The sequence below is a fragment of the Psychrobacillus sp. PGGUH221 genome (assembly GCF_042055255.1).
Taxonomy (GTDB): Bacteria; Bacillota; Bacilli; order Bacillales_A; family Planococcaceae; genus Psychrobacillus.
Window position 1 is genome coordinate 141712 of record NZ_JAQMHQ010000004.1, and the last position, 22680, is coordinate 164391.

The 22680-nt window shown below is 35.1% G+C and carries 20 protein-coding genes; 18 read left to right on the forward strand and 2 right to left on the reverse strand.

The window, feature by feature from the left end; all coding sequences use genetic code 11:
- The first annotated feature begins 308 nt into the window (after positions 1 to 308).
- From rny to PGC35_RS08300, 14 genes are all read left to right on the forward strand, one after another.
- A complete protein-coding gene (gene rny / locus PGC35_RS08235; protein WP_375218831.1) occupies positions 309 to 1871 on the forward strand; it encodes a ribonuclease Y in 1563 nt (520 codons plus the stop codon).
- 111 nt (positions 1872 to 1982) lie between these two features.
- Entirely contained in the window at positions 1983 to 2780 is a 798-nt protein-coding gene (locus PGC35_RS08240) for a TIGR00282 family metallophosphoesterase (RefSeq protein ID WP_375218832.1), read from the forward strand.
- 84 nt (positions 2781 to 2864) lie between these two features.
- Complete coding sequence (locus PGC35_RS08245; RefSeq protein WP_053589913.1) at positions 2865 to 3131, forward strand: stage V sporulation protein S; 267 nt, start codon at positions 2865 to 2867, stop codon at positions 3129 to 3131.
- Positions 3132 to 3414: 283 nt separating this feature from the next.
- A complete protein-coding gene (locus tag PGC35_RS08250; protein ID WP_053589912.1) occupies positions 3415 to 5157 on the forward strand; it encodes a 2-oxoacid:acceptor oxidoreductase subunit alpha in 1743 nt (580 codons plus the stop codon).
- Positions 5157 to 6023, forward strand: a complete 867-nt coding sequence (locus PGC35_RS08255) for a 2-oxoacid:ferredoxin oxidoreductase subunit beta (protein ID WP_053589911.1) — start codon at positions 5157 to 5159, stop codon at positions 6021 to 6023. Before PGC35_RS08250 ends, PGC35_RS08255 begins: the two co-directional genes overlap by 1 nt.
- Before the next feature lie 232 nt (positions 6024 to 6255).
- Positions 6256 to 7803, forward strand: a complete 1548-nt coding sequence (gene miaB, locus PGC35_RS08260) for a tRNA (N6-isopentenyl adenosine(37)-C2)-methylthiotransferase MiaB (RefSeq protein ID WP_053589910.1) — start codon at positions 6256 to 6258, stop codon at positions 7801 to 7803.
- The gene (locus PGC35_RS08265; RefSeq protein ID WP_053589909.1) at positions 7804 to 8238 is read left to right on the forward strand and encodes a YlbF/YmcA family competence regulator; all 435 of its coding nucleotides are present in this window, start codon (positions 7804 to 7806) and stop codon (positions 8236 to 8238) included.
- 266 nt (positions 8239 to 8504) lie between these two features.
- Positions 8505 to 9497 carry a TAXI family TRAP transporter solute-binding subunit gene (locus tag PGC35_RS08270; RefSeq protein WP_056829351.1) on the forward strand — a complete coding sequence of 331 codons (993 nt, stop codon included), beginning with the start codon at positions 8505 to 8507 and terminating at the stop codon, positions 9495 to 9497.
- A 69-nt stretch (positions 9498 to 9566) separates the two neighbouring features.
- Positions 9567 to 10079 (forward strand): DUF1850 domain-containing protein, encoded by a 513-nt coding sequence (locus PGC35_RS08275; RefSeq protein ID WP_375218833.1) that lies wholly within the window; start codon positions 9567 to 9569, stop codon positions 10077 to 10079.
- Entirely contained in the window at positions 10069 to 12084 is a 2016-nt protein-coding gene (locus PGC35_RS08280) for a TRAP transporter permease (protein ID WP_375218834.1), read from the forward strand. Before PGC35_RS08275 ends, PGC35_RS08280 begins: the two co-directional genes overlap by 11 nt.
- A 102-nt stretch (positions 12085 to 12186) precedes the next feature.
- Entirely contained in the window at positions 12187 to 13197 is a 1011-nt protein-coding gene (locus PGC35_RS08285) for a LytTR family transcriptional regulator DNA-binding domain-containing protein (protein WP_375218835.1), read from the forward strand.
- Between the two features lie 118 nt (positions 13198 to 13315).
- Positions 13316 to 14164 carry an ABC transporter ATP-binding protein gene (locus tag PGC35_RS08290; RefSeq protein ID WP_375218836.1) on the forward strand — a complete coding sequence of 283 codons (849 nt, stop codon included), beginning with the start codon at positions 13316 to 13318 and terminating at the stop codon, positions 14162 to 14164.
- Entirely contained in the window at positions 14161 to 14868 is a 708-nt protein-coding gene (locus tag PGC35_RS08295) for an ABC transporter permease (protein ID WP_375218837.1), read from the forward strand. The genes PGC35_RS08290 and PGC35_RS08295 overlap by 4 nt, the downstream gene beginning before the upstream one ends.
- Positions 14869 to 15438: 570 nt before the next feature.
- Positions 15439 to 16503, forward strand: a complete 1065-nt coding sequence (locus PGC35_RS08300; protein WP_375218838.1) for a nitric oxide synthase oxygenase — start codon at positions 15439 to 15441, stop codon at positions 16501 to 16503.
- 214 nt (positions 16504 to 16717) lie between these two features.
- Here PGC35_RS08300 and PGC35_RS08305 read toward each other — a convergent pair whose 3' ends face one another.
- The gene (locus tag PGC35_RS08305; RefSeq protein WP_375218839.1) at positions 16718 to 17917 is read right to left on the reverse strand and encodes a CynX/NimT family MFS transporter; all 1200 of its coding nucleotides are present in this window, start codon (positions 17915 to 17917) and stop codon (positions 16718 to 16720) included.
- 190 nt (positions 17918 to 18107) lie between these two features.
- Between PGC35_RS08305 and PGC35_RS08310 the strand changes: the two genes are divergently transcribed.
- From PGC35_RS08310 to PGC35_RS08320, 3 genes are read left to right on the forward strand one after another with little or no spacing between them, the layout of a single operon-like run.
- Entirely contained in the window at positions 18108 to 18902 is a 795-nt protein-coding gene (locus PGC35_RS08310; RefSeq protein WP_375218840.1) for an ABC transporter ATP-binding protein, read from the forward strand.
- Positions 18895 to 20526 carry a hypothetical protein gene (locus PGC35_RS08315; RefSeq protein ID WP_375218841.1) on the forward strand — a complete coding sequence of 544 codons (1632 nt, stop codon included), beginning with the start codon at positions 18895 to 18897 and terminating at the stop codon, positions 20524 to 20526. Before PGC35_RS08310 ends, PGC35_RS08315 begins: the two co-directional genes overlap by 8 nt.
- Positions 20527 to 20530: 4 nt before the next feature.
- Positions 20531 to 21097, forward strand: coding sequence for a nucleotidyltransferase family protein (locus tag PGC35_RS08320; RefSeq protein WP_056829363.1), 567 nt, complete (start codon positions 20531 to 20533; stop codon positions 21095 to 21097).
- Between the two features lie 180 nt (positions 21098 to 21277).
- Here the strand turns inward: PGC35_RS08320 and PGC35_RS08325 are convergent, their stop codons facing one another.
- The gene (locus tag PGC35_RS08325; protein ID WP_375218842.1) at positions 21278 to 21979 is read right to left on the reverse strand and encodes a glucosamine-6-phosphate deaminase; all 702 of its coding nucleotides are present in this window, start codon (positions 21977 to 21979) and stop codon (positions 21278 to 21280) included.
- Positions 21980 to 22115: 136 nt separating this feature from the next.
- On the opposite strand from PGC35_RS08325, the gene cotE reads away from it, so the two are divergent.
- Positions 22116 to 22679, forward strand: a complete 564-nt coding sequence (gene cotE / locus PGC35_RS08330) for an outer spore coat protein CotE (protein WP_053589896.1) — start codon at positions 22116 to 22118, stop codon at positions 22677 to 22679.
- Position 22680: the final 1 nt, after the last annotated feature.

Sequence of the window (22680 nt, forward strand, 5' to 3'; positions counted from 1 at the left end):
ACAAAATTACTGAAAAAAAAAGAGGGGGATAGTGAGGTACCCCCCTCCTAATAATCTACCGAATGATAAAGCAACCATTATATCCAAAGAATTACGATAACGATTAATAACAGATATTCCTTCTACTGGACGAGATTAGCGCTTTTCTTTCATAAATTATCCTTCCGATTCCTTGACAGAGTATTTCTACATCTATACAATTAAAATTGTATAATTTCTTTACTAATACTATGATGAAATAGGCAATATGCATTTGCATATTTGTGCCGACTGAAACTTAAAAAGAATAGCAAATAGGGGGTGTTCGAATGCCATTATTGGAAATTATCATCTCCGCTTTGCTTGGTCTGTTCGTCGGTGCCGTTGTTGGTTATATTTATCTGAAAAAAGTGAACGATTCAAAAGTGACTGGTGCAAAACAATCTTCTGCACTCATCTTAGATGAAGCAAAGCGAGAAGCGGAAGCATTAAAAAAAGAAGCACTATTAGAAGCCAAAGATGAAACTCACCAATTACGAATTGAAGCAGAATCTGACATCCGTGAACGCCGAATGGAACTGCAAAAACAGGAAAATCGGTTATTACAAAGAGAAGAGAATCTTGATCGTAAGGATGATGCTCTAAACAAGAGAGAAGTAGGTCTTGAGCGTAAAGAAGATGCTCTAACCGAAAGACAACAGCATATCGAACAGAAAGAAAGTAAAGTGGACGAGCTAGTGAATAAGCAACAAAGCGAACTCGAAAGAATCTCTACTTTAACACGTGAAGAAGCGAAAGCGATAATTCTTCAAGAAGTAGAAAATGAGCTTGCTACGGATATTGCTGTAATGACGAAGGAATCTGAAACACGAGCGAAAGAAGAAGCAGATAAAAAATCTCGTGAAATTCTTTCTTTAGCATTACAACGTTTTGCAGCCGATCATGTTGCAGAAACAACCGTTTCTGTAGTTAATTTACCAAACGATGAAATGAAAGGTCGTATCATTGGTCGTGAAGGTAGAAACATTCGTACGCTCGAAACTTTAACTGGTATTGATTTGATTATTGATGATACGCCAGAAGCTGTTATTCTATCAGGATTTGATCCAATACGTAGAGAAACTGCCCGCTTGGCACTTGAAAAATTAGTACAAGATGGTCGTATTCATCCGGCACGTATTGAGGAAATGGTAGAAAAATCAAGAAGAGAAGTGGATGAACAAATCCGTGAAATTGGTGAGCAGACTACATTTGATGTAGGTGTTCATAATTTACATCCAGATTTAATGAAAATTTTAGGTCGACTTCGCTATCGTACAAGTTATGGGCAAAACGTATTAAAGCATTCAACCGAAGTAGCATTTTTAGCTGGTTTACTGGCAGCAGAGCTTGGTGAAGATGTAACTCTAGCGAGACGAGCAGGCTTACTTCATGACATCGGAAAAGCAATTGACCATGAAGTTGAAGGAAGTCATGTTGAAATCGGTGTCGAACTTGCAACGAAATATAAAGAGCATCCAGTAGTTATTAATAGTATTGCTTCTCATCATGGAGATACGGAGGCAACATCTGTTATAGCGGTATTGGTTGCAGCTGCAGATGCATTATCCGCAGCACGACCTGGTGCAAGAAGCGAGACATTAGAAAACTATATTCGTCGTTTAGAAAAACTAGAAGAAATTTCAGAGTCTTACGATGGCGTTGAAAAATCATTTGCTATTCAAGCTGGAAGAGAGATTCGTATTATCGTTCGTCCAGATCAAATAGATGACATTTCTGCTCATCGTTTGGCAAGAGATATCCGTAAACGAATCGAAGAAGAACTAGATTACCCTGGACATATTAAAGTAACTGTCATCAGAGAAACTAGAGCAGTAGAATACGCAAAATAGTACAAATTGTTGACAAACGCTCTCATTCAGTTTGATAATAGAGTTTTACTACGAATACAAAAAGGCTTCTAAAAGAAGCCTTTTTTTCGTGAGAGAGGATGGAAGTAGAAGTTGAAAATATTATTTATTGGTGACATTGTTGGATCTATAGGAAGAGATACATTAGAAAGTTATTTACCAAGACTTAAAAGAAAATATAATCCAGACGTAGTAATTGCAAACGGTGAAAATGCTGCAGCGGGTCGAGGGATCACAAGAAATATATTCCAAGGCTTATTGCACATGGGTGTAGATGTCGTAACAATGGGTAATCATACATGGGATCAGAAAGAAATCATGGACTTTATCGATGATACTGACTATTTAATTCGACCTGCAAACTTTTCAGAGGAAGCACCAGGTAAAGGAATGACATCTATCACTAAAAACGGGCAAACCATTTCAGTTATAAATATACATGGTAGAACTTTCTTACCTCCTCATGATGATCCATTTAAAAAAGCGACGGAGTTAATAGAAGAAGCAAAAAAATTATCGCCGATTATCTTCGTGGATTTCCACGCGGAGGCAACTAGTGAAAAAATTGCATTTGGTTGGCATTTAGATGGAAAAGCATCAGTTGTCGTAGGCACACATACACATGTGCAAACCGCTGATTCGCGTATTCTGCCTGGAGGTACTGCTTATATTACAGATGTAGGTATGACTGGACCCTACGATGAAGTACTAGGTATGAAAAAAGAAGATGTATTGTATCGATTTCAAACGAATATGCCAACTCGTTTTGAAGTTCCAAAAAGTGGGCGTTCTGTATTAAGTGGCTTTTTTGTAGAGGTAGATAGTGCTACAGGGAAAGCAATTCATCAAGAGCGTGTATATATAAACGATGACTATCCGTTTAAAGGCTAAAGCGTCTAAAAAAATACTCCGAAGCATACGTTAGATTATGGACGAAAGCAAGTTCATAATCTAGCGATAAAAGGAGAAATGATAGTGGATTCTTTAAAAGTATCTTCTCGTTCAAACCCAAATTCCGTTGCAGGTGCTTTAGTAGCAGTAATAAGAGAACAAGGGTATGCAGAAATGCAAGCAGTAGGAGCTGGTGCATTAAATCAGGCAATTAAAGCTATTGCCATAGCAAGAGGATTTGTCGCACCGAGTGGTACTGATTTAACTTGTTCACCTGCTTTCACGGATATTATTATTTCAGGTGAAGATCGAACTGCTTTGAAGTTATTGGTAGAAAAAAAGACAAAATAAATTCAAAGTGTTGATTAACTGATAAGCATTCATAATTTGCTTGAGGTGCTTTCTTTGAATATAGATATTGTCAATTACCACAAAGTCGCTACATAATTTGTAGCGGCTTTACTTATGAGCAAATGTTATACATAAGTGATTTTCTGAATAAATTGTGACGGTGAAATTCCGTCAAAGGTCTGAATTTCACTAAAAATACACTGAATACATAGTGAATATGACTACTTCATGATAAACTAATGAAGGAAAAAAACATTCAACCAGATAGTAAGGAGATGTTTATATGTTGCAACAACTTTCTTGGAAAGTAGGCGGGCAGCAAGGAGAGGGTATTGAAAGTACTGGTGAAATTTTCTCAATGGCGATGAATCGCCTTGGATATTACCTTTACGGATATCGTCATTTCTCTTCTCGTATTAAAGGTGGACATACGAATAATAAAATCTGTGTACGACCTACGCAAGTTCGTACAATACCAGATGATTTAGATATACTAGTAGCATTCGATCAAGAAACAATTGATGTTAATTACAAAGAACTTACAGAAAAAAGTATTATTTTAGCAGATTCTAAGTTTTCTCCAGTATCTCCTGAAGATTGTTTGGCACCTATGTATATAGTTCCATTTACAGAGATTGCAGCTGAACTTGGTACTTCCCTGATGAAAAACATGGTGGCAATTGGGGCAACATCCGCTCTATTAAATTTAGATAAAGCAGTGTTCCAAGGGGTAGTAGATGAGATTTTCGGTAAAAAAGGAACAGAAGTAGTAGAAAAAAATATGCAAGCTATTCAACAAGGCTTTGATATAATGGCAGAGCAATTAGGGGACCGATTAGGGGAATGGGAACTAGTTGCAGCTGATGGGAAACATCGTATGTTTATGATTGGAAATGATGCTATTGCACTTGGAGCATTAGCAGCAGGAGTACGCTTCATGGCGGCTTATCCAATTACACCAGCTTCTGAAATTATGGAATATATGATTAAAAAGCTACCACTATTTGGTGGAGCAGTTATTCAAACAGAAGACGAAATTGCCGCAGCAACAATGGCTATAGGTTCTAACTATGGTGGTGTACGTGCATTTACCGCATCAGCAGGACCAGGGCTATCTTTAATGATGGAGGCAATAGGGCTATCTGGTATGACAGAGCAACCACTTGTTATTGTAGATACTCAGCGTGGAGGACCTTCTACAGGACTTCCAACAAAACAAGAACAGTCTGACTTAATGCAAATGATTTATGGTACACATGGGGAAATACCAAAAGTGGTTATAGCACCAAGTACAGGGGAAGAAGCATTTTTTGATACAATTCAAGCATTTAATATTGCAGAAGAACTTCAATGCCCTGTTATAATCTTATCCGATTTACAACTTTCACTTGGTAAACAAACTGTTGAGCCATTTGATTATTCTAAAATTGAGATCCGTCGTGGTAAATTAGTTCAAAATGAAGAAATTCCTGTTGCGGAGGATAAAGCTTATTTCAAACGTTTTGAAGTTACAGAGGATGGTATTTCACCACGAGTTCTTCCGGGTACAGAACATGCTATTCACCATGTAACAGGCGTAGAGCATGATGAAACAGGAAAACCTTCCGAAGCTGCTACAAATCGTAAAGCACAAATGGACAAACGTCTTGGAAAGTTAAAAAATATTAACTTTAATGAACCTGTCTATGTAAGTGCTCCTTATGAAGAGGCAGATATTTTATTTGTTGGATTTAACTCAACAAGAGGTGTGCTAGAAGAATTACAGCAAACATTTATTGCTCAGGGATTAAAAGTGAATCATGCCCATATTCGGTTAATTCACCCGTTCCCAGTTGATGAAGTACAGCCGCTTGTTGCGAATGCAAAGAAAGTAATTGTAGTTGAAAATAATGCTACCGGCCAATTAGCAAACATCTTAAAAATGAATGTTGGCGGGCATGATAAAGTCATCCCTGTAACGAAGTATGATGGAACACCTTTCTTACCACTACAGCTTGAAAAACAAGTAAAGGAGTTGCTTAACTGATGGTGACATTTAAAGATTTTCGTAATAATGTAAAACCAAACTGGTGCCCAGGATGTGGTGACTTTTCTGTTCAAGCAGCTATTCAACGTGCAGCAGCAAATGTAGGCATTCAACCCCATGATTTAGCCGTAATATCAGGTATTGGCTGTTCTGGACGAATTTCAGGATATATACACTCATATGGTTTTCATGGTATTCATGGGAGAGCACTTCCTATTGCTCAAGGTTTAAAAATGGCGAACAAGGATCTTCACGTCATTGCTTCTGGTGGAGACGGTGATGGTTTTGCTATCGGAATCGGCCATACTATTCACTCGATTCGACGTAATATTGATTTAACATATGTAGTAATGGATAACCAAATTTACGGTCTCACAAAAGGGCAAACTTCTCCACGTTCTGCGGAAGGATTTAAAACTAAGTCAACACCTGGTGGAGCAATTGAACCTTCACTAAAACCGCTTGAATTAGCTTTAACTTCTGGGGCTACATTTGTTGCTCAAGGTTTTTCGTCAGATATTAAAGAGTTAACTGCAATCATTGAGGCTGGTATTAACCATAAAGGTTTCTCTTTTATTAACGTATTTAGCCCTTGTGTAACATACAATAAAGTAAATACGTATGATTGGTTCAAAGAACATTTAACAAAGCTTTCTAACGTGGAAGGTTATGATCATACGAGTAGAGAAGATGCACTAAAAGTCGTAATGGAAACGGAAGGACTAGTCACAGGAATCATTTATCAAAATGAGAATGCTCCATCTTATCAAGAGCAAGCACCTGGATACGCACAAACTCCACTTGTTGATCAAAACTTGAAAATGAGTGAACAAGAATTTAACGCATTGTTACAAGATTTTATGTGATATGGAAGACTGCCGATATAAATCGGTAGTCTTTTTATCTGTTTACATCGGATTACACTGGATTTCGTTCAAACCAAACCGATACCGGTCAAGTATAACTAAGGCGTATGTGCTATTGGTGTGTCTAATTTACAACTTTTAAGCTTTATACCTTGTAGCAATGGAGTGCTATTAAGTATAATAATAGGATGGATATTCGTGCTATTTACGAATGAAAGAAAGGAGCGTTCTCATGAACGAAGAATCACGATTACTAAGTAGTCAAGTCAAAGAACCTAATTCTCCGGACAAAAAATCCGAGAAGGATTATAGTAAATATTTTCAAACTGTATATACACCACCTTCCTTAAAAGAAGCAAAAAAAAGAGGTAAGGAAGAAGTTGCTTACCATAACGATTTTGCCATAGCTGAAGAATTTAGAGGGATGGGTCAAAATCGCAAATTTTATATTCGCACTTATGGTTGTCAAATGAACGAACATGATACTGAAGTAATGGCTGGTATATTCCTGCAATTAGGCTATGAACCAACTGATTCTGTGGACGATGCAAATGTAATCTTACTTAATACATGTGCGATTCGTGAAAATGCAGAAAATAAAGTATTTGGTGAACTAGGTCACTTAAAACATTTGAAGCAGAACAATCCTGATGTATTGATCGGTGTCTGTGGATGTATGTCTCAAGAAGAATCAGTAGTCAACAAAATATTGAAAACCTACCATCAAGTAGATATGATTTTCGGTACACATAATATTCATCGTTTACCTAACATTTTAAACGAGGCTTATCTATCAAAGGAAATGGTAGTAGAAGTTTGGTCAAAAGAAGGCGATGTAATTGAAAACCTGCCAAGAGTAAGAAAAGGTTCTATTAAAGCGTGGGTAAATATTATGTATGGCTGTGATAAATTCTGTACATATTGTATCGTGCCTTATACACGAGGAAAAGAGCGTAGTCGACGTCCAGAAGATATTATTCAAGAAATTAGACACCTTGCTGCACAAGGATATAAAGAAGTAACATTATTAGGTCAAAACGTAAATGCCTATGGAAAGGACTTTGAAGATTTAGATTACCGTTTTGGTGATTTAATGGATGATCTGCGTAAAATCGATGTAGCGCGTATTCGTTTCATGACGAGCCATCCAAGAGATTTTGATGACCATCTAATAGAAGTACTTGCTAAAGGCGGAAACTTAGTAGAACATATTCATTTACCAGTTCAATCTGGTTCTTCTGATATATTAAAAATTATGGCTCGTAAATATTCAAGAGAGCATTATTTAGAACTTGTTCAAAAAATTAAAGCTGCGATTCCAAATGCATCTTTATCAACAGATATTATTGTAGGGTTCCCGAATGAGACAGATGAGCAATTTGAAGAGACCATGTCTTTATATAAAGAAGTAGGATTTGAAATTGCTTACACGTATATCTATTCTCCTCGAGAAGGAACTCCAGCTGCAAAAATGGTTGATAATGTACCGATGGAAGTGAAAAAAGAACGACTACAGCGTTTAAATAAACTAGTAAATGACATGTCTGCGGAAGCTATGAAAAAGCATGAAGGACAAATTGTGGAAGTGTTAGTAGAAGGAGAAAGTAAAAACAATCCAGATGTACTAGCAGGTTATACAAGAAAAAGTAAGCTCGTTAACTTTAAAGGACCAAAAGAAATTATTGGTCAGTTAGTACAAGTTAAAATTACGGAAGCAAAAACATGGTCACTTACTGGAGAATTAGTAGAAGTACCAAATGAACTAAAGGTGGGAATTTAATTGACTACAAAGTATTCAAGAGACGAAATCATTGAAAAAGCAAAAGAAATAGCTAACATGATTGCCAACACAGAAGAAGTAGATTTCTTTAAAAGAGCGGAAGCACAAATCAATGAAAACCAGCAAGTTCGTGAAAAAATTGCCAGTCTTAAAAGTTTACAAAAACAAGCAGTAAACTTTCAACATTTAGGAAAAGAAAAGGCTCTAAAAATGATTGAAGGAAAAATTGAAGCAATTGAAGCTGAAATTGATGAAATTCCTATTGTTCAAGAGTTTAAGCAATCACAAGGAGATGTTAACAGTCTTCTTCAGTTAGTAGCTAACTCAATCTCTAACAATGTTACAAATCAAATTATTGAAGCAACCGAAGGCGACTTACTAAGAGGGGAAACAGGATCTCAAGTAAGAAACTCAACACCAGGTAGCTGCTCATAAAATATACTATAAAAGGACATACATGAATCTTTATAAGATTTATGTATGTTTTTTTTGTGGAAAAATGAATATATATTAATATATTTGGCTTGAATTTCTATAAAAAAACAAAAAAATCTATTATTTTTTATAGAATTTAACATAACTTAGTATTTATATTAGGGTGATAATAGTGAATAAATATAATAGGTTGGCAATTCGAATAATTATGGTAAAATTATAATGTACTTGGGGAATAATATATAGAAAAGGGAGGAATTGAATTGATGAAAAAGCAATTCAAATGGGTAGCAATCTTAAGTATTATAGCATTATTTATATTATCAGCTTGTGGCTCAACTGAGAATGGTTCTGAAAGCGGGTCTGGAGAAGAATCTGGTAAAACAAAAGAAGATGTTAAATTTTTGAGTCTATTAACTGGCGGAACACAAGGGACGTATTATCCTCTTGGTGGTACATTTGCTGAGTTAATTTCTACAGAAACAGATATTAAAACAACGGCAGAAGTTTCTCAAGCATCCGCTGCAAACATGACAGCGTTACAAAATGGTGAAGGTGATATTGCTTTTGTTCAAACGGACATTGCATTCTACGGAACCGAAGGTACATTAATGTTTGAAGGTAAAAAAACAGATAGTGTTTCTGCACTAGGTGCACTTTACCCTGAAACAATTCAACTAGTAACTTTAGCTGATTCAGGTATTACTTCATACGATGACTTAAAAGGCAAAAAAGTTTCTGTTGGTGCTCCAGGTTCTGGTACTTATGCAAACGCAGAACAATTGTTAGAAATTCATGGTTTAACAATGGATGACATCGAAGCACAAAACTTAGATTTCGGTGAGTCAACAGATGGTATTCAATCTGGACAAATTGACGCTGCATTTATTACAGCAGGTTATCCAACTGGTGCTGTTGAAGCATTAAACGCAACAAATAAAGTAACAATCATTCCAGTAAGTGAAGAAAAGGCAGATGCATTGATCAAGAAATATCCATATTATGCAAAAGATAAGATTCCAGCGGGAACTTATGGATTAGAAGCAGAAGTTCCAGCGGTTTCTGTACTTGCGATGCTAGCTGTTAAAAAAGAACTTCCAGAAGATTTAGTATATGAAATTACAAAAGCAATTTACGATAACACAGAAAAAATAAGTCATGCAAAAGGGGAATTTATTAAAGCTGAAACTGGCCTAGATGGTATTGGTATTGAAATTCACCCAGGCGCACAAAAATATTTTGATGAAGTAAACAAGTAATAATCAGGAGAAAGAGGCTCTGTTGCGAATAGCTTCGTGCCTCTTTACTCATTAAATGGGGTTCGCTTCATGAAAAAAATAATAGCAACTTGTTTAATCATAATGCTTATAAGTTTATTATTTATTCCAATGTGGACCGTGTTTGTCTTTACGGAAACAAGAAACGAGAACCCTGTTCTCCATTACATACCAATAAGTGAAGAGAAAGAAGACTTTCAAATTATTTTTACTCATTCTATTCATCTGACTGATGTTATTGAGAGTTATAGAGTAGAAGATACAAAAAAAATTCGTTTAATGTCAATGAAATATAGTGACGTTGCGATTGGTATGCCTAGTTATCCAGAGGAAGGTCAAAAGTTAAACTATCAGGATGGGATTTATACGCTTCAATATGATGATGCAGTCTTACAAAACTTCACCTTATATATAGGGGATGTTGACTACCCATTAAGTTTTAAATATAAAAATAAGATGTTTGATTTAAAAAAGAATCTCGTTAGAGGAAAGTCATATTTATTTGAAGTGAAAAAAATATCATTAGTTGAAAAAATGAAAGGAGTCAGACTGAATGGACGATAAGAAGAACCCAAAATCTCCAAACAACCAGTTTGAAGAGTTGTCTGTCGAAGATCAGCAGGCCATTCTAGAAAAATACGATTTAGAATCTAATACCCGTACTTTAAGTGGAATATTAAAATATGTCATTTATTTTGGTTTAATGGCATTTTCTTTATTTCAGCTATACACGGCTATTTTCGGTCAGTTCCCAGCACAAATTCAACGAACAGTCCATTTAGGATTTGGTTTATTATTTGTATTCTTACTGTTTCCTGCACGTCGTAAATTATCGAAAACTAAAATTCCATTTTACGATTTTATACTTGGAGCAGGTGCTATTTTAGTAGGAAGTTACTGGACGATTCATTATAACCGTCTCGTTCAGAGTTTGGGACAATTTGAAGGGATTGACTTTTACGTTGGACTTCTTGCAATAGTCCTAGTATTAGAAGCAGCTAGACGTGCAGTAGGTTTACCTATCACAATTATCGCAGGATTGTTTCTAGTGTATGCATATTTAGGTCCTTATTTCCCTGCATTTATGGCACATCGTGGGCAAAGTATTGAGAACATTGTAAATTTAATGTTCTTTACGACGGATGGGATATTAGGTACGCCACTAGCAGTTTCTTCTACCTATATTTTCGCATTCTTATTATTTGGTGCGTTTTTAGTGAAAACTGGAGTAGGACAATACTTTAATGATTTATCCGTTGCTGTAGCCGGAAAGTTAATCGGTGGTCCAGCAAAAGTAGCAATTTTCTCTTCTGCTTTGCAAGGAATGATATCTGGTAGCTCTGTAGCAAACGTAGTTACTTCAGGTGCTTATACAATTCCAATGATGAAATCGCTCGGGTATAAAAAAGATTTTGCAGGGGCAGTAGAAGCATCCTCTTCAACTGGTGGACAGCTAATGCCTCCAATTATGGGTGCTGCCGCGTTCTTGATGGTTGAATTTATCGGACGTGGTATAACATATTGGGATATTGCAAAAGCTGCTGCTATTCCTGCAATACTGTATTTTACTGGAATTTGGATAATGACACATTTTGAAGCAAAAAGATTAGGTCTTAAAGGTTTAACAGATGAACAAATGCCGGATCGGAAAGAGATATTAAAAAAGATCTATTTAATTTCACCGATTTTCCTAATCATTATACTTATGATGGTAGGGGTTCCAGTTATCCACTCTGCTTTATATGGAATTTTGGCCTGCATCATAGTTGGTATAATCAACAAGGATACTCGTCTTGGACCGCTTGAAATCTTGGATGCTTTAGTAGATGGAGCACGAACTGCTCTAGGTGTAGTTGCTGCAACTGCATGTGCAGGAATTATAGTCGGAGTTGTAGTGAAGACTGGTTTAGGTTTAAGCTTAGCAACGAGCCTAGTTAAACTTGCAGGCGGAAGTATTATGTTAACTTTGTTCTTTGTAATGATCGCTTCCCTTATTCTGGGAATGGGTGCTCCTACAACGGCAAACTATGTCATTACATCAACTATTGCTGCACCAGCAATAATCGCATTATTAGCACCAGACGTACCACAAAGTGCAGTACCAATTGTTGTCTTATTATCAGCACATTTCTTCGTTTTCTATTTCGGAATTATCGCGGATATAACCCCTCCAGTAGCGCTTGCCGCCTTTGCTGCCTCAGGTATTTCGGGTGGAGATCCTATTAAAACGGGTGTGCAGGCCTCAAAACTTGCTATAGCTGCTTTTATTATTCCGTATATGATTGTATTTTCACCAACCTTATTAATGATTGATACAACATTTTGGGAAATAATTTGGGTATTCTTTACCGCAATAATTGGAATGATTGCAATTGGAGCAGGGATGATTGGTTATTGGTATCGAAAAGTGACTTGGATTGAGAGAATATTTGCAGTAGGCGCAGGTTTATTGTTAATATATCCAGAAAGTATTTCTGATATCGTAGGATTAGTTGTATTTGGGATTTTACTAGCAATTCAATTAGTTACGCGTGAGAAAAATAAGGATAAACAAGCAATTGCATTATAAATATAAAACACGAACCTCTCAGGTTCGTGTTTTATTTTTAAATATTATAAAATACTTTTACTGGTATAATAAGAAAAAGATTCATAGAATAGAGGTTTTACAATGTCCCATAACTTTTTACAAGCCGAGAAACAGATAAATGATTCTGTTCTCTTTCCTGCATTTGATTTAACGACAGTTCCAGGTGAGGTTGTTGCAATATGTACGAGTGTGAACGTTCGTGAACAGCTTATTGATATTCTATTAAGAAAGACATTGTTATCTAATGGAGAAATTCAACATAATCCAGATGAAGCATTAGGATTTTTCTTTCTTATTGATGGAGTATACGAACGTCTAACTGTTAAAGAGTCATTAAAATTTTTCAGACAGTTATATAAATCAGAAGTGATTATAGAAGATATAGTTCGTTTAGTTCAACTTGATTCGAAGATAAATAAAAAATTAAAACAACTTACATACTCTGAAAAAAAACGTGTGCAGTTAGCAAACCTACTTATTCAGAATCCTGAAATTTACATAATGGAAGAACTCGATCAAAATTTAGATGTGGAATCTAAGCGTATATTTACTAAAGTTCTAAAACAACTAAGAACAGCTCAAAAAACTATATTAATTTTGACTGGTCAAATTGAAAGCGCCGTTACATTTGCCGATAAAATTTTTCGATTAGATGATAAAGGAATCCATCTATTACAAACCGAAGAAGAAAATCCAGATGAAGATTTTTCGGAGGTTAATGATAATGTAGAAGATAAAATTGCCCAACCTATTCGGTTTGAAAAAATCCCGACGAAAGTAAATGAAAAAATTGTATTATTTGATCCTCCTGAAATTGATTATATTGAAAGTACAGAAGGGCAAACATTTTTACATATAAAAGGAGAAAATTTTCCTTGTAGTTTTACATTAAATGAATTAGAAGATCGACTACTTCCTTTTGGTTTTTTTAGATGTCATCGTTCCTATATAGTAAATCTACAAAAAGTTCGCGAAGTCATCACATGGACAAGAAATAGTTATAGCCTTGTACTAGAAGATCAGAATAAATCGTCTGTCCCATTATCAAAATCGAAAATGGCGGATTTAAAAGGAATGTTGGGCTTAAAATAAGCTCCATTCAACCCTAAAATGACTCCTTTCACCATAAATAAGATGTTTTCATACAGTAAATCTCTTAATCTAAGGGTGTACATACGAAATGTTCAGCCAAACAATTAGGAGGATGATTATGGAAAATGCAATTGAAGTAAAAGGATTAGCAAAAATATTTTCTAATTTTAAAGCACTTGAAGATGTCAATTTTTATGTGGAAAAAGGAGAAATTTTTGGCTTTCTTGGACCAAGTGGATCAGGGAAAACGACGACGATAAAAATTTTAACTTGTCAGTTAGAGCCAACCGAAGGAAAAGCACTTGTTTTTGGGGAGAATGTATCTACTCTAAATACTCCGACTGCTCGGAAGCGTTTTGGGGTTCTAACGGATAATAGTGGGTTGTATGGTCGACTAACTATATATGAGAATTTAAAATTATATTGCCAACTTTACGATCTTCCAACCAGCAAAGTTGATGAGGCGCTTGCCTTTGTAAATCTAAAAGAGGAACGTAAAAAGAAAGTATCTTCCTTATCCAAAGGTATGGCACAACGTGTTATTTTAGCAAGAGCCATCCTTCATGAACCAGAGTTATTATTTTTAGACGAGCCGACGTCTGCTTTAGACCCAGTGAACACTCTCCATATTTACAATGGATTAAGGGAGTTAAATAAAAGAGGGACAACTATATTTTTAACAACACATGATATGCAAGAAGCAGACACATTGTGTGATCGTGTTGCTTTTCTAAATAAGGGACAAATCCAGCTAATGGATCAACCAAGCAAGTTAAAAAAACAATTTGCAGATGATACATTAACATTGGAATTGACGAATGATGAGAAACTAGTTCTTCCAAAAAATGCAGCAGGTGCGGAAGAAATGTATCATTTAATGAAAGAAAATAGAGTGGTGACGGTTCATTCTAATGAACTTACTTTAGGAGATATATTTGTAAATGTGACAGGGGGAGAATTGGTATGACATTTTCATGGAAACGTATAAATGCTATTTTTCAAAAGGATTTTAAAGATTTTTCAAGAAATTTGGCAGTATCAATTATTATTTTCTTACCACTATTCATGGCTGCTATTTACGGCCGTATGGGATTAGACACAATTCAAGCACACTTTTTGAGTATTAACATGACATTTGCAATGGTTGGAACATATGTGCAATGTTGTTTAATAGCAGAAGAGAAAGAAAAAAATACGCTACGCGGTTTAATGCTATCTCCTGCTAGCACATTAGAAATTCTTGGTGGTAAAAGTTTATTATCTTTTGTTTTAACGATCGTTATTATTTTCTTTAGTGCCTTTTTATCCGAATATAATCCGACAAATATTACCCTTGTTGCATTAGCTATTATTATATCTGCTGTATTTTATATTGCGGTTGGCACACTTTTAGGACTTATTGCAAAATCAGTTATGGAATCTTCTGTTTTAGTACTTCCTGTCATTGGTATTTTTAGTTTGGGGTCCTTTGTTACGGTATGGGCTGAAAAATATCCAATATTAAAGCTTGCAGAATACATGCCAAGCGTTCAACTTATTGAGCTAGCTACATTGGTAGAAGAAGGAGCAAAATTTTCTGACGTACTTTCTAATTTAGGAATTATTAGCGTATGGGCAGTACTATTTATAGTGTTAACAGTAATTGTGTATAGAAAAAGAATGGTAGATTAAAGAAATATAGAAGGAAGTTATATATAAATTACTTTTATATTCAGACTGTAGATAAACCGGAAATTATTTCTATATAGGATAGATTAGGTTTTCCGAAGCTTACCGATCGCGTGCGCCGAACCGCTTGGGCAAATAAGATTTTGGTCATGCAATCGTTGCGAATAAGAAAATCGTTGAAACGGCTCCCTTTCCGCGGGCGTTGCCTTAGCCTCCTAGCCCAACACGATGTTGGTCATGCAATCGTTGCCGCAAAAGTTCTTTTGCGACGAGCATTGCGCAGGAGCAGGATGCGGCGAACTTATATTGCCTTCCCCTCAACTGTGGGGTCTTCGGCTAACGCTATTCCCGCAGGAGTGTCGCCTTTTTCAACGATTTTCAAAAATAATAAATAATGTAAGTGATAAAAACTACCGGCGAAACGCGTCCGCCTTGAACGGAAATCAACAAGCCCAAAATAAATAAATTACTTTTATATTATTTTTCTGTCATAATTCCCTCACAACTTTATAAACCTAAGGACTTGTTTGTACTCAACAGTTTCTTTTATGATGGTAAGGAACAGTGGAAGGGATGAATGACGTGTTAAAAGAAGCGAAAGATTTTATTAATACGTATTACGATGAAATAGGACAATCTAATGAAAAAAAACAAGCCCGTTTAAGAGAAATAGAGAAAGAAATATTGAAAAAAGGCTGCTATGAACAGACATTAGATGAGATTACATATGGTGCTAAAATGGCATGGCGTAATAGCAATAAATGTATAGGGCGTCTATTTTGGCAAAGCTTGAATGTAAAGGATAAGAGAGATTTACTAACAGAAGAAGAAATTTTCCAAGCATTATTAGAGCATATTCAGTTTGCATCAAATGAGGGAAGAATAAGACCTACCATTTCAGTTTTTTCTTCTGTAGATGTTCGTATTTGGAACCATCAGTTAATTCGATATGCTGGTTATGAGATCTCGGATGGAGTTGTTGGTGATCCCGATTCAATTCCATTTACAAAGGTATGTGAAAACCTAGGTTGGAAAGGTGATTACAGTCATTTTGATGTGTTACCTATAGTCATTCAAATAAAAAATAATCAACCAAAGTTATTTGAGATTCCTAAAGAATACATCTTAGAGGTTTCCATTCGTCATCCTGAATATAAATGGTTTGAAGAGCTTCGATTGAAGTGGTATGCAGTCCCTATAATCTCTAGTATGAAGTTGGAAGTCGGGGGAATTACCTATGCTGCAGCTCCTTTTAATGGATGGTATATGGGTACTGAGATTGGGGCACGAAATTTAGCAGATGATTATCGCTATAATATGCTTCCGGCCATTGCTGAACGGATGGGATTAAACACTAAATCTAATGCTTCCCTTTGGAAGGATCGTGCATTAGTTGAATTGAATGCAGCTGTATTATATTCCTATAAAGAGGATGGGATCAGTATAGTAGATCACCATACAGCAGCACAGCAATTCAAGCGCTTCGAGTCAAATGAAATGGATGCAGGTCGTGATGTAACGGGGAACTGGACTTGGTTAATTCCTCCTGTTTCACCAGCAACAACACATATTTTTCATAAAACCTTTTCTAATGATAAAAAGACCCCTAATTATTTTTATCAAAGCCCTCCTTACTAAATTAAACGTATGGTTAAAATTATTCTTTGCATATTATAATGCAATGCGAATCATCCTGCGGAGGCTGATGCGTAGCGTGTGTCAAGTGCACATTCGTAAACCTACTCATAAGTATCTGAAACATTTACTATAAAGCTTTTCAAAATTCCATCATTATAAATACTCAAGCCAACTAAAAAAGGAATCAGCATATGAAATCCGCTGATTCCTTTTTTTATTTTTCCGGAAATACATAACGATCTCTTCCGGCATGCATGCCAGAGATGAATAATAATATTGCCGTTACGATAAACAGAATGATAGGAGTATTCCAACTCAAGGTAACATCATGAATATAACCGAAGAATACAGGACCTACAGCTGCCAACAAATATCCAATTGATTGAGCAGTTCCAGAAAGATTTGCTGCTTCCATAGGTGTTCGAGTTCGAAGTGAGAAAAACATCATTACTAGTCCAAACGAAGCCCCTCCAGCTAAACCGATGAAAATCATCCAAACAATAGCAAGTGTTTTAATTCCCATTAATAACCCAACGAAACCAATTAAATACAGAATCGTATATACTAATACAAGTATTCTCTGGTCTTTTAGTCTTCCAGCTAAAATCGGAATTAGAAAGGTCATTGGCAGTTGCGCAAATTGCATGATGGATAGCATCCATCCCGATTGGTCTGCTTCCATCCCTTGAGATTGTAGTATTTCTGGAATCCATGCAGCAGTTGTATAAAATATTAGCGATTGTAGTCCCATACATAATGTAATAGTCCAAGTGAGAGGGGATTGCAATAAAGATTTTTCATTGTTGCTTGTGGATACATTTTTTGTCTCCAAACTCTCTTTCTTCCTAATTTGAGGAATCCAAATAATCGCAGCTATAATGGTTAAAATTGCCCAGCAACCAAGTGCACCTTGCCAACCGAATGAAGTACTAGCTGCTATTGGATAGCTTATTCCAGCCCCAATGCCGGCAGATATATTCATTGATACTGTAAAAATTGCTGTCAATAACCCAACTTGTAAAGGAAATTTAAGTTTAATCAGGCTTGGCATCAATACATTACCAAAAGAAATAGCAATCCCTATAAGTGCCGTACCAATAAGTAAAAAAGTAGTGGATCCAATAGAACGTGAAATAATTCCAATAGCTAACAATAAGACAGAGAGAAACAGAGCCATTTCCATTCCAAATTTACGAGCGATTTTGGGTGCAAACGGTGAAACAATTGCAAATGCTAGAAGAGGGATAGTCGTTATAAAACCTGCTAAAACATTCGATATAGCTAGTCCATCTCGAATGTATGAAATAATCGGCCCTACCGATGTTAGGGGAGATCTTAGTGTTGCTGATATAAAAATGATACCGAGTATGAGGAACGTAATACTCCCGGTATGTGATGCTTGTTTCGTTGACAAAAGAATTCTCTCCTTACGTTGTGAGTAATAGATTGATTACTATGAAAGACTAACACTTTTTAATAGAGAACTTCAATAGAAAAAAGCAATAACAATTTTATTAGTCAGATTGCAACAGACTATAACATTATTTGTATTGTTTTACAAGTATAGAAGGATTATCCTTAATATAAGAATAGGGGGATATCAAATGAATAGTGATAAGGTATTATCATTGATAAAAGTATCTAAATCCTTTGGTAATAAAAAAGTATTGAATGAAGTTAACTTAGAAGTATATAAGGGGCAAATAATAGGTTATATCGGTCCGAATGGCGCAGGTAAAAGTACTACTGTTAAATTGATGCTCGGTTTAATAGAAGGATACAGTGGTAAAGTAGAGATTTTCGGTAATGATATTTCTTTGGGGGATGTCACGTATAAAAAGAGGATTGGGTATGTACCTGAAACCGCAGATTTATATGAAAATTTAAGTGCATGTGAATATTTAACTTTTTGTGGAGAGCTTTATAGTTTAAATAGGGACACTGCCGAGAAGAAAGCATTCGAGTTAATGAAGCAATTCGATTTAGAAGCAGCATTTCATCAACGTCTTTCATCCTTTTCTAAAGGAATGAAGCAAAAAGTATTAATTATCTCTAGTTTGCTACATGATCCTGATTTATTGTTCTTAGATGAACCATTAAGTGGGCTAGATGCGAATAGTGTAATGATTATAAAAGAAATACTAGCAAAGCTAGCAGCAGAAGGAAAAACTATATTTTATTCGTCTCATATTATGGATGTTGTTGAAAAAATCAGTAACCGAATTGTATTACTAGTGAATGGTCAAGTAATTGCTGATGGTTCGTTTGAAGAATTAAAGGCTCAAAACAAAGAGGGAACATTAGAAGAAATTTTTAATCAATTAACTGGTTTTACAGAACATGAGGAAATTGCTGAGAAGTTTGTTGGCATAGTAAGAGAGGGTAGTATACATGAATGATTTTAAAATTCTTCATGTGCTTGATAACTTTAAAAGATTATTTCAAAAATTCGACATAGATTATGAAGTGATGCGAACGATTTTACAGCTGAAATTAACGATGGATAGCAGACGAATGCCAACGGTCTTTAGTGGATCTAAAGTAATAAAAGAGGGAAATCAGTTCCTGAAGTCTTTATGGTTTTATGCATTAATTGGTCTTTTTTTATTGACACCATTTTTATTTTTAGGCAGCCAATATATTTTTTTAATGAGTATTATGTTTAGTTTAGTAATGTTTATATTAATGACATCCATGATATCTGATTTTTCGGGTGTATTACTCGATATCCGAGATAAGAATATTCTTCATACAAAACCGATTGGCTTGAAAACACTAAATGCTGCAAAAATAGTTCATATTATGATTTATATGTTTTTGCTTACGGGCTCTTTTGTAGGATTACCATTTTTAGTAAGCATTTTTAAACATGGAATCTGGTTTGGACTGATATTTTTAACTGAAATTATTCTAATTAGCTGCTTCGTGGTTGTTTTAACCGCTTTTGTTTATTTAATTATTTTACGTTTTTTTAGTGGTGAAAAGCTAAAAGATATTATCAACTATGTGCAAATCATTCTAACAATTGCCTTAACGATTAGCTATCAACTAGTTGCAAGGTCTTTTGAAATTATTAATATGAAAATTTCGTATACGTTTGAATGGTGGCATATTTTATTATTCCCGATTTGGTACGGGGCTCCATTTGAATTGTTTTTAAATAAGGACTTCTCATTTCACATTATTCTGATGACTTTATTTGCATTGTTCACTCCTATTTTCTCAGTTTGGCTTTACGTTCGTCTAATGCCTGCTTTTGAAAGAAACTTAGGGAAACTACTAAGTGATTCTACTAGAAAGAGAAAAGCTTTTAAATTTGATAGAATATGGGCAAAGATTGTTTGTAGAACCGAGGAAGAACGTACTTTTTACCGATTTTCTTCCTTAATGATGAAACAAGAAAGAGAACTAAAACTAAAAATCTATCCTCAATTAGGCTTTGGTTTCATTTTTCCTTTAATCTTTTTAGCTAATGATATCTCGATGAAATCCATTGAAGAAACAATGGAAGGAAATATTTTTTTGGTCATTTACTTTAGTGTGATGATAATACCAACTATCGTTCATATGCTCCAATTTTCAAGCAATGCAAAAGGTCATTGGATTTACAGAGCAGCGCCATTGCAAAACGAATTATCTATCTATAGCGGTACGTTAAAAGCATGTATAGTTAATTACTTTCTTCCAATTTTTGTATCTTTAAGTGCTCTTTTTATAGTCCTGTTTACTGTTAGAATTGTACCTGACTTGTTTGTTGTTTTACTTGTTGGGATAGCGATGACTCTTATCTCCTATCGTATGCTAAATGGGGAAGTATTTCCTTTTTCAAAATTACATGAGCATGCACAAGATGCAGGGACATTAAAAGTGTTTATTAGTTTAATATTTATCGGATTATTTGTTTTAGCGCATGTAATTGTTTCTAAAATACCATACGGCTTGTTTGGCTACATGGTTGTTTTAATCGTTGGAATTATATTTGGATGGTCTGTAACTTTTTCAAAGCACACAAAAAAGAGGTAGAGATATGAAAATAACATATGAAAATGATATTACTAATCTTATAGCTGAAGATGAATGGATGATGGAAGTGTTACAAGCTGCCAAAACACTTAACCTTCCAGATTGGTGGATCTGTGCAGGTTTTGTTCGCTCTAAAATATGGGATACGATTCATAATTTTAAGGATAGAACACCTTTGACAGATATTGATGTCATTTATTTTGATAGTTCCAATACAAACGAAGAAACGGAAAAGACATTCGAAGCAACTCTTAAAAGAATCTTGCCTAATGTACCATGGTCTGTTAAAAATCAGTCTAGGATGCATGTGATAAATAATTTATCCCCGTATTCATCAGCAGTTGAAGGGATAGCAAATTTTCCAGAAACAGTTACAGCTTTAGGTGTGAAGCTAGATGAGGAAGATAACGTTATCTTAACTGCTCCTCATGGAATTAAAGATTTAATTCATTTAAAAATAAAACCGACTCCTCGTTTTTTGGAATCTCCTGATTTACTGGAAATTTATAGAGAGAGAATTTACAAAAAGAATTGGCCATCAACTTGGCCGTTGCTTGAAACTTATTATTAGAAAACTAGAGTCTAATTAGGATGAGAAAAAAGAAAGAGCTCATTTTCAGCAGATTTTTTATAATAATATTGAAAACAATGTATTTGAAATGAAGGATTATGAAGTGTTGTATGTTCTAGAAGTAAGATTCATCCAATATGATAAAAAAAGTTGTCTTCTATATTTTAGAAAACAACTTTTTTATCGTTTAATATTTGTTATGAGGGTAACATGGGGATGTTTTTTCAAAACAGTGATTGGCCATTGTTCTGTTATGATATCTCCAAGTAATGCATCAATGGCAGCTCGTTTTTTTTCACCGAAAGCCAATAAAATTATTTTCTTTGCCTTCAAAATAGAAGCAATACCCATTGTAAAAGCTTGAGTAGGCATATTCTCGTTGGCTTCAAAATATTGACTATTTACATGAACAGTGGAATCGGACAATTCTGCAACATGCGTTAAAGCATCAAATGGAGTGCCAGGTTCATTAAATGCAATATGCCCATTTTCTCCTACCCCTAAAAGTTGAATATCTATTGGATGCTCGTCTAACTTTTTTTCATATCTTGCACATTCAAGCTTTTTATCTAACGAAAGTCCGTTTGGAATATTTGTTTCTTTAAAATGCTTTTTGGAAAATAAGTGTTCATGCATAAAAAAAGCGAAACTGTTTTTATGTGAGGAATCCAGTCCTACGTATTCATCTAAGTTAAAGGCGATAACTTGAGAAAAATCTAAATTTGTTTCAACAATACTTGTATAAAATGGAATCATCGTACTTCCAGTTGCCAAACCTAAAGAATTTAAATTTCCTGATTTTAATTCTTCTTCTAGGTTATCAACAACAAGGCTAGTAGCTTTTTCGACATTTTCAACATATATAATATTAAAAAATGGCATTCAATTACCTCTCTATCCTATATATGTAATCATTGTATATAGAATCGTTTAGCTGGTCAATGGAATAAAAAAACAGAAGAACCGATTGGGCATATTGCGCATATGATGTTATGACTTGAATACAAGGAGGAAAAAAATGAAACACTTGCGACAAATCGTGACGAAAGCTGTGATAGCTAAAGGAAAGAAAAGAACGGAGTCATGTGAAGTACTTTGCCCGCCAAATACACCGTCTAGTATTTTAGGATGCTGGGTTATCAATCATTCTTTTCAGTCAAAAAAACATGGAAAATATGTAGAAGTTGTTGGTAAATTTGATATCAACGTCTGGTACGCACACCATGACCATTCGAAAACATCCGTATTCACAGAAACAATAAACTACAAAGATCGTATTCGATTACATTACAGAGATAGTGATTCAACTGGTGAAGAAGTACACGTACGTGTAATCCAACAGCCTAATTGTACAGAGGCAATAATTATTGAGAATGGCACTAAATTTCAAGTAATGGTGGAACGCGAACTTCTTGCTGAAGTGGTAGGAGAAACAAAAGTTTGCATCCAAGTACATGAACAAGATTTTGAAGAAGAGTGGGCATTTAATGAAGAAAGCTCCTCAAGTTCGTCTAATTCATCTAGTTCATCTAGTTCTTCTAGTTCTCAAAATCATGGCCACGACCAATCTTCATCACTTTAAA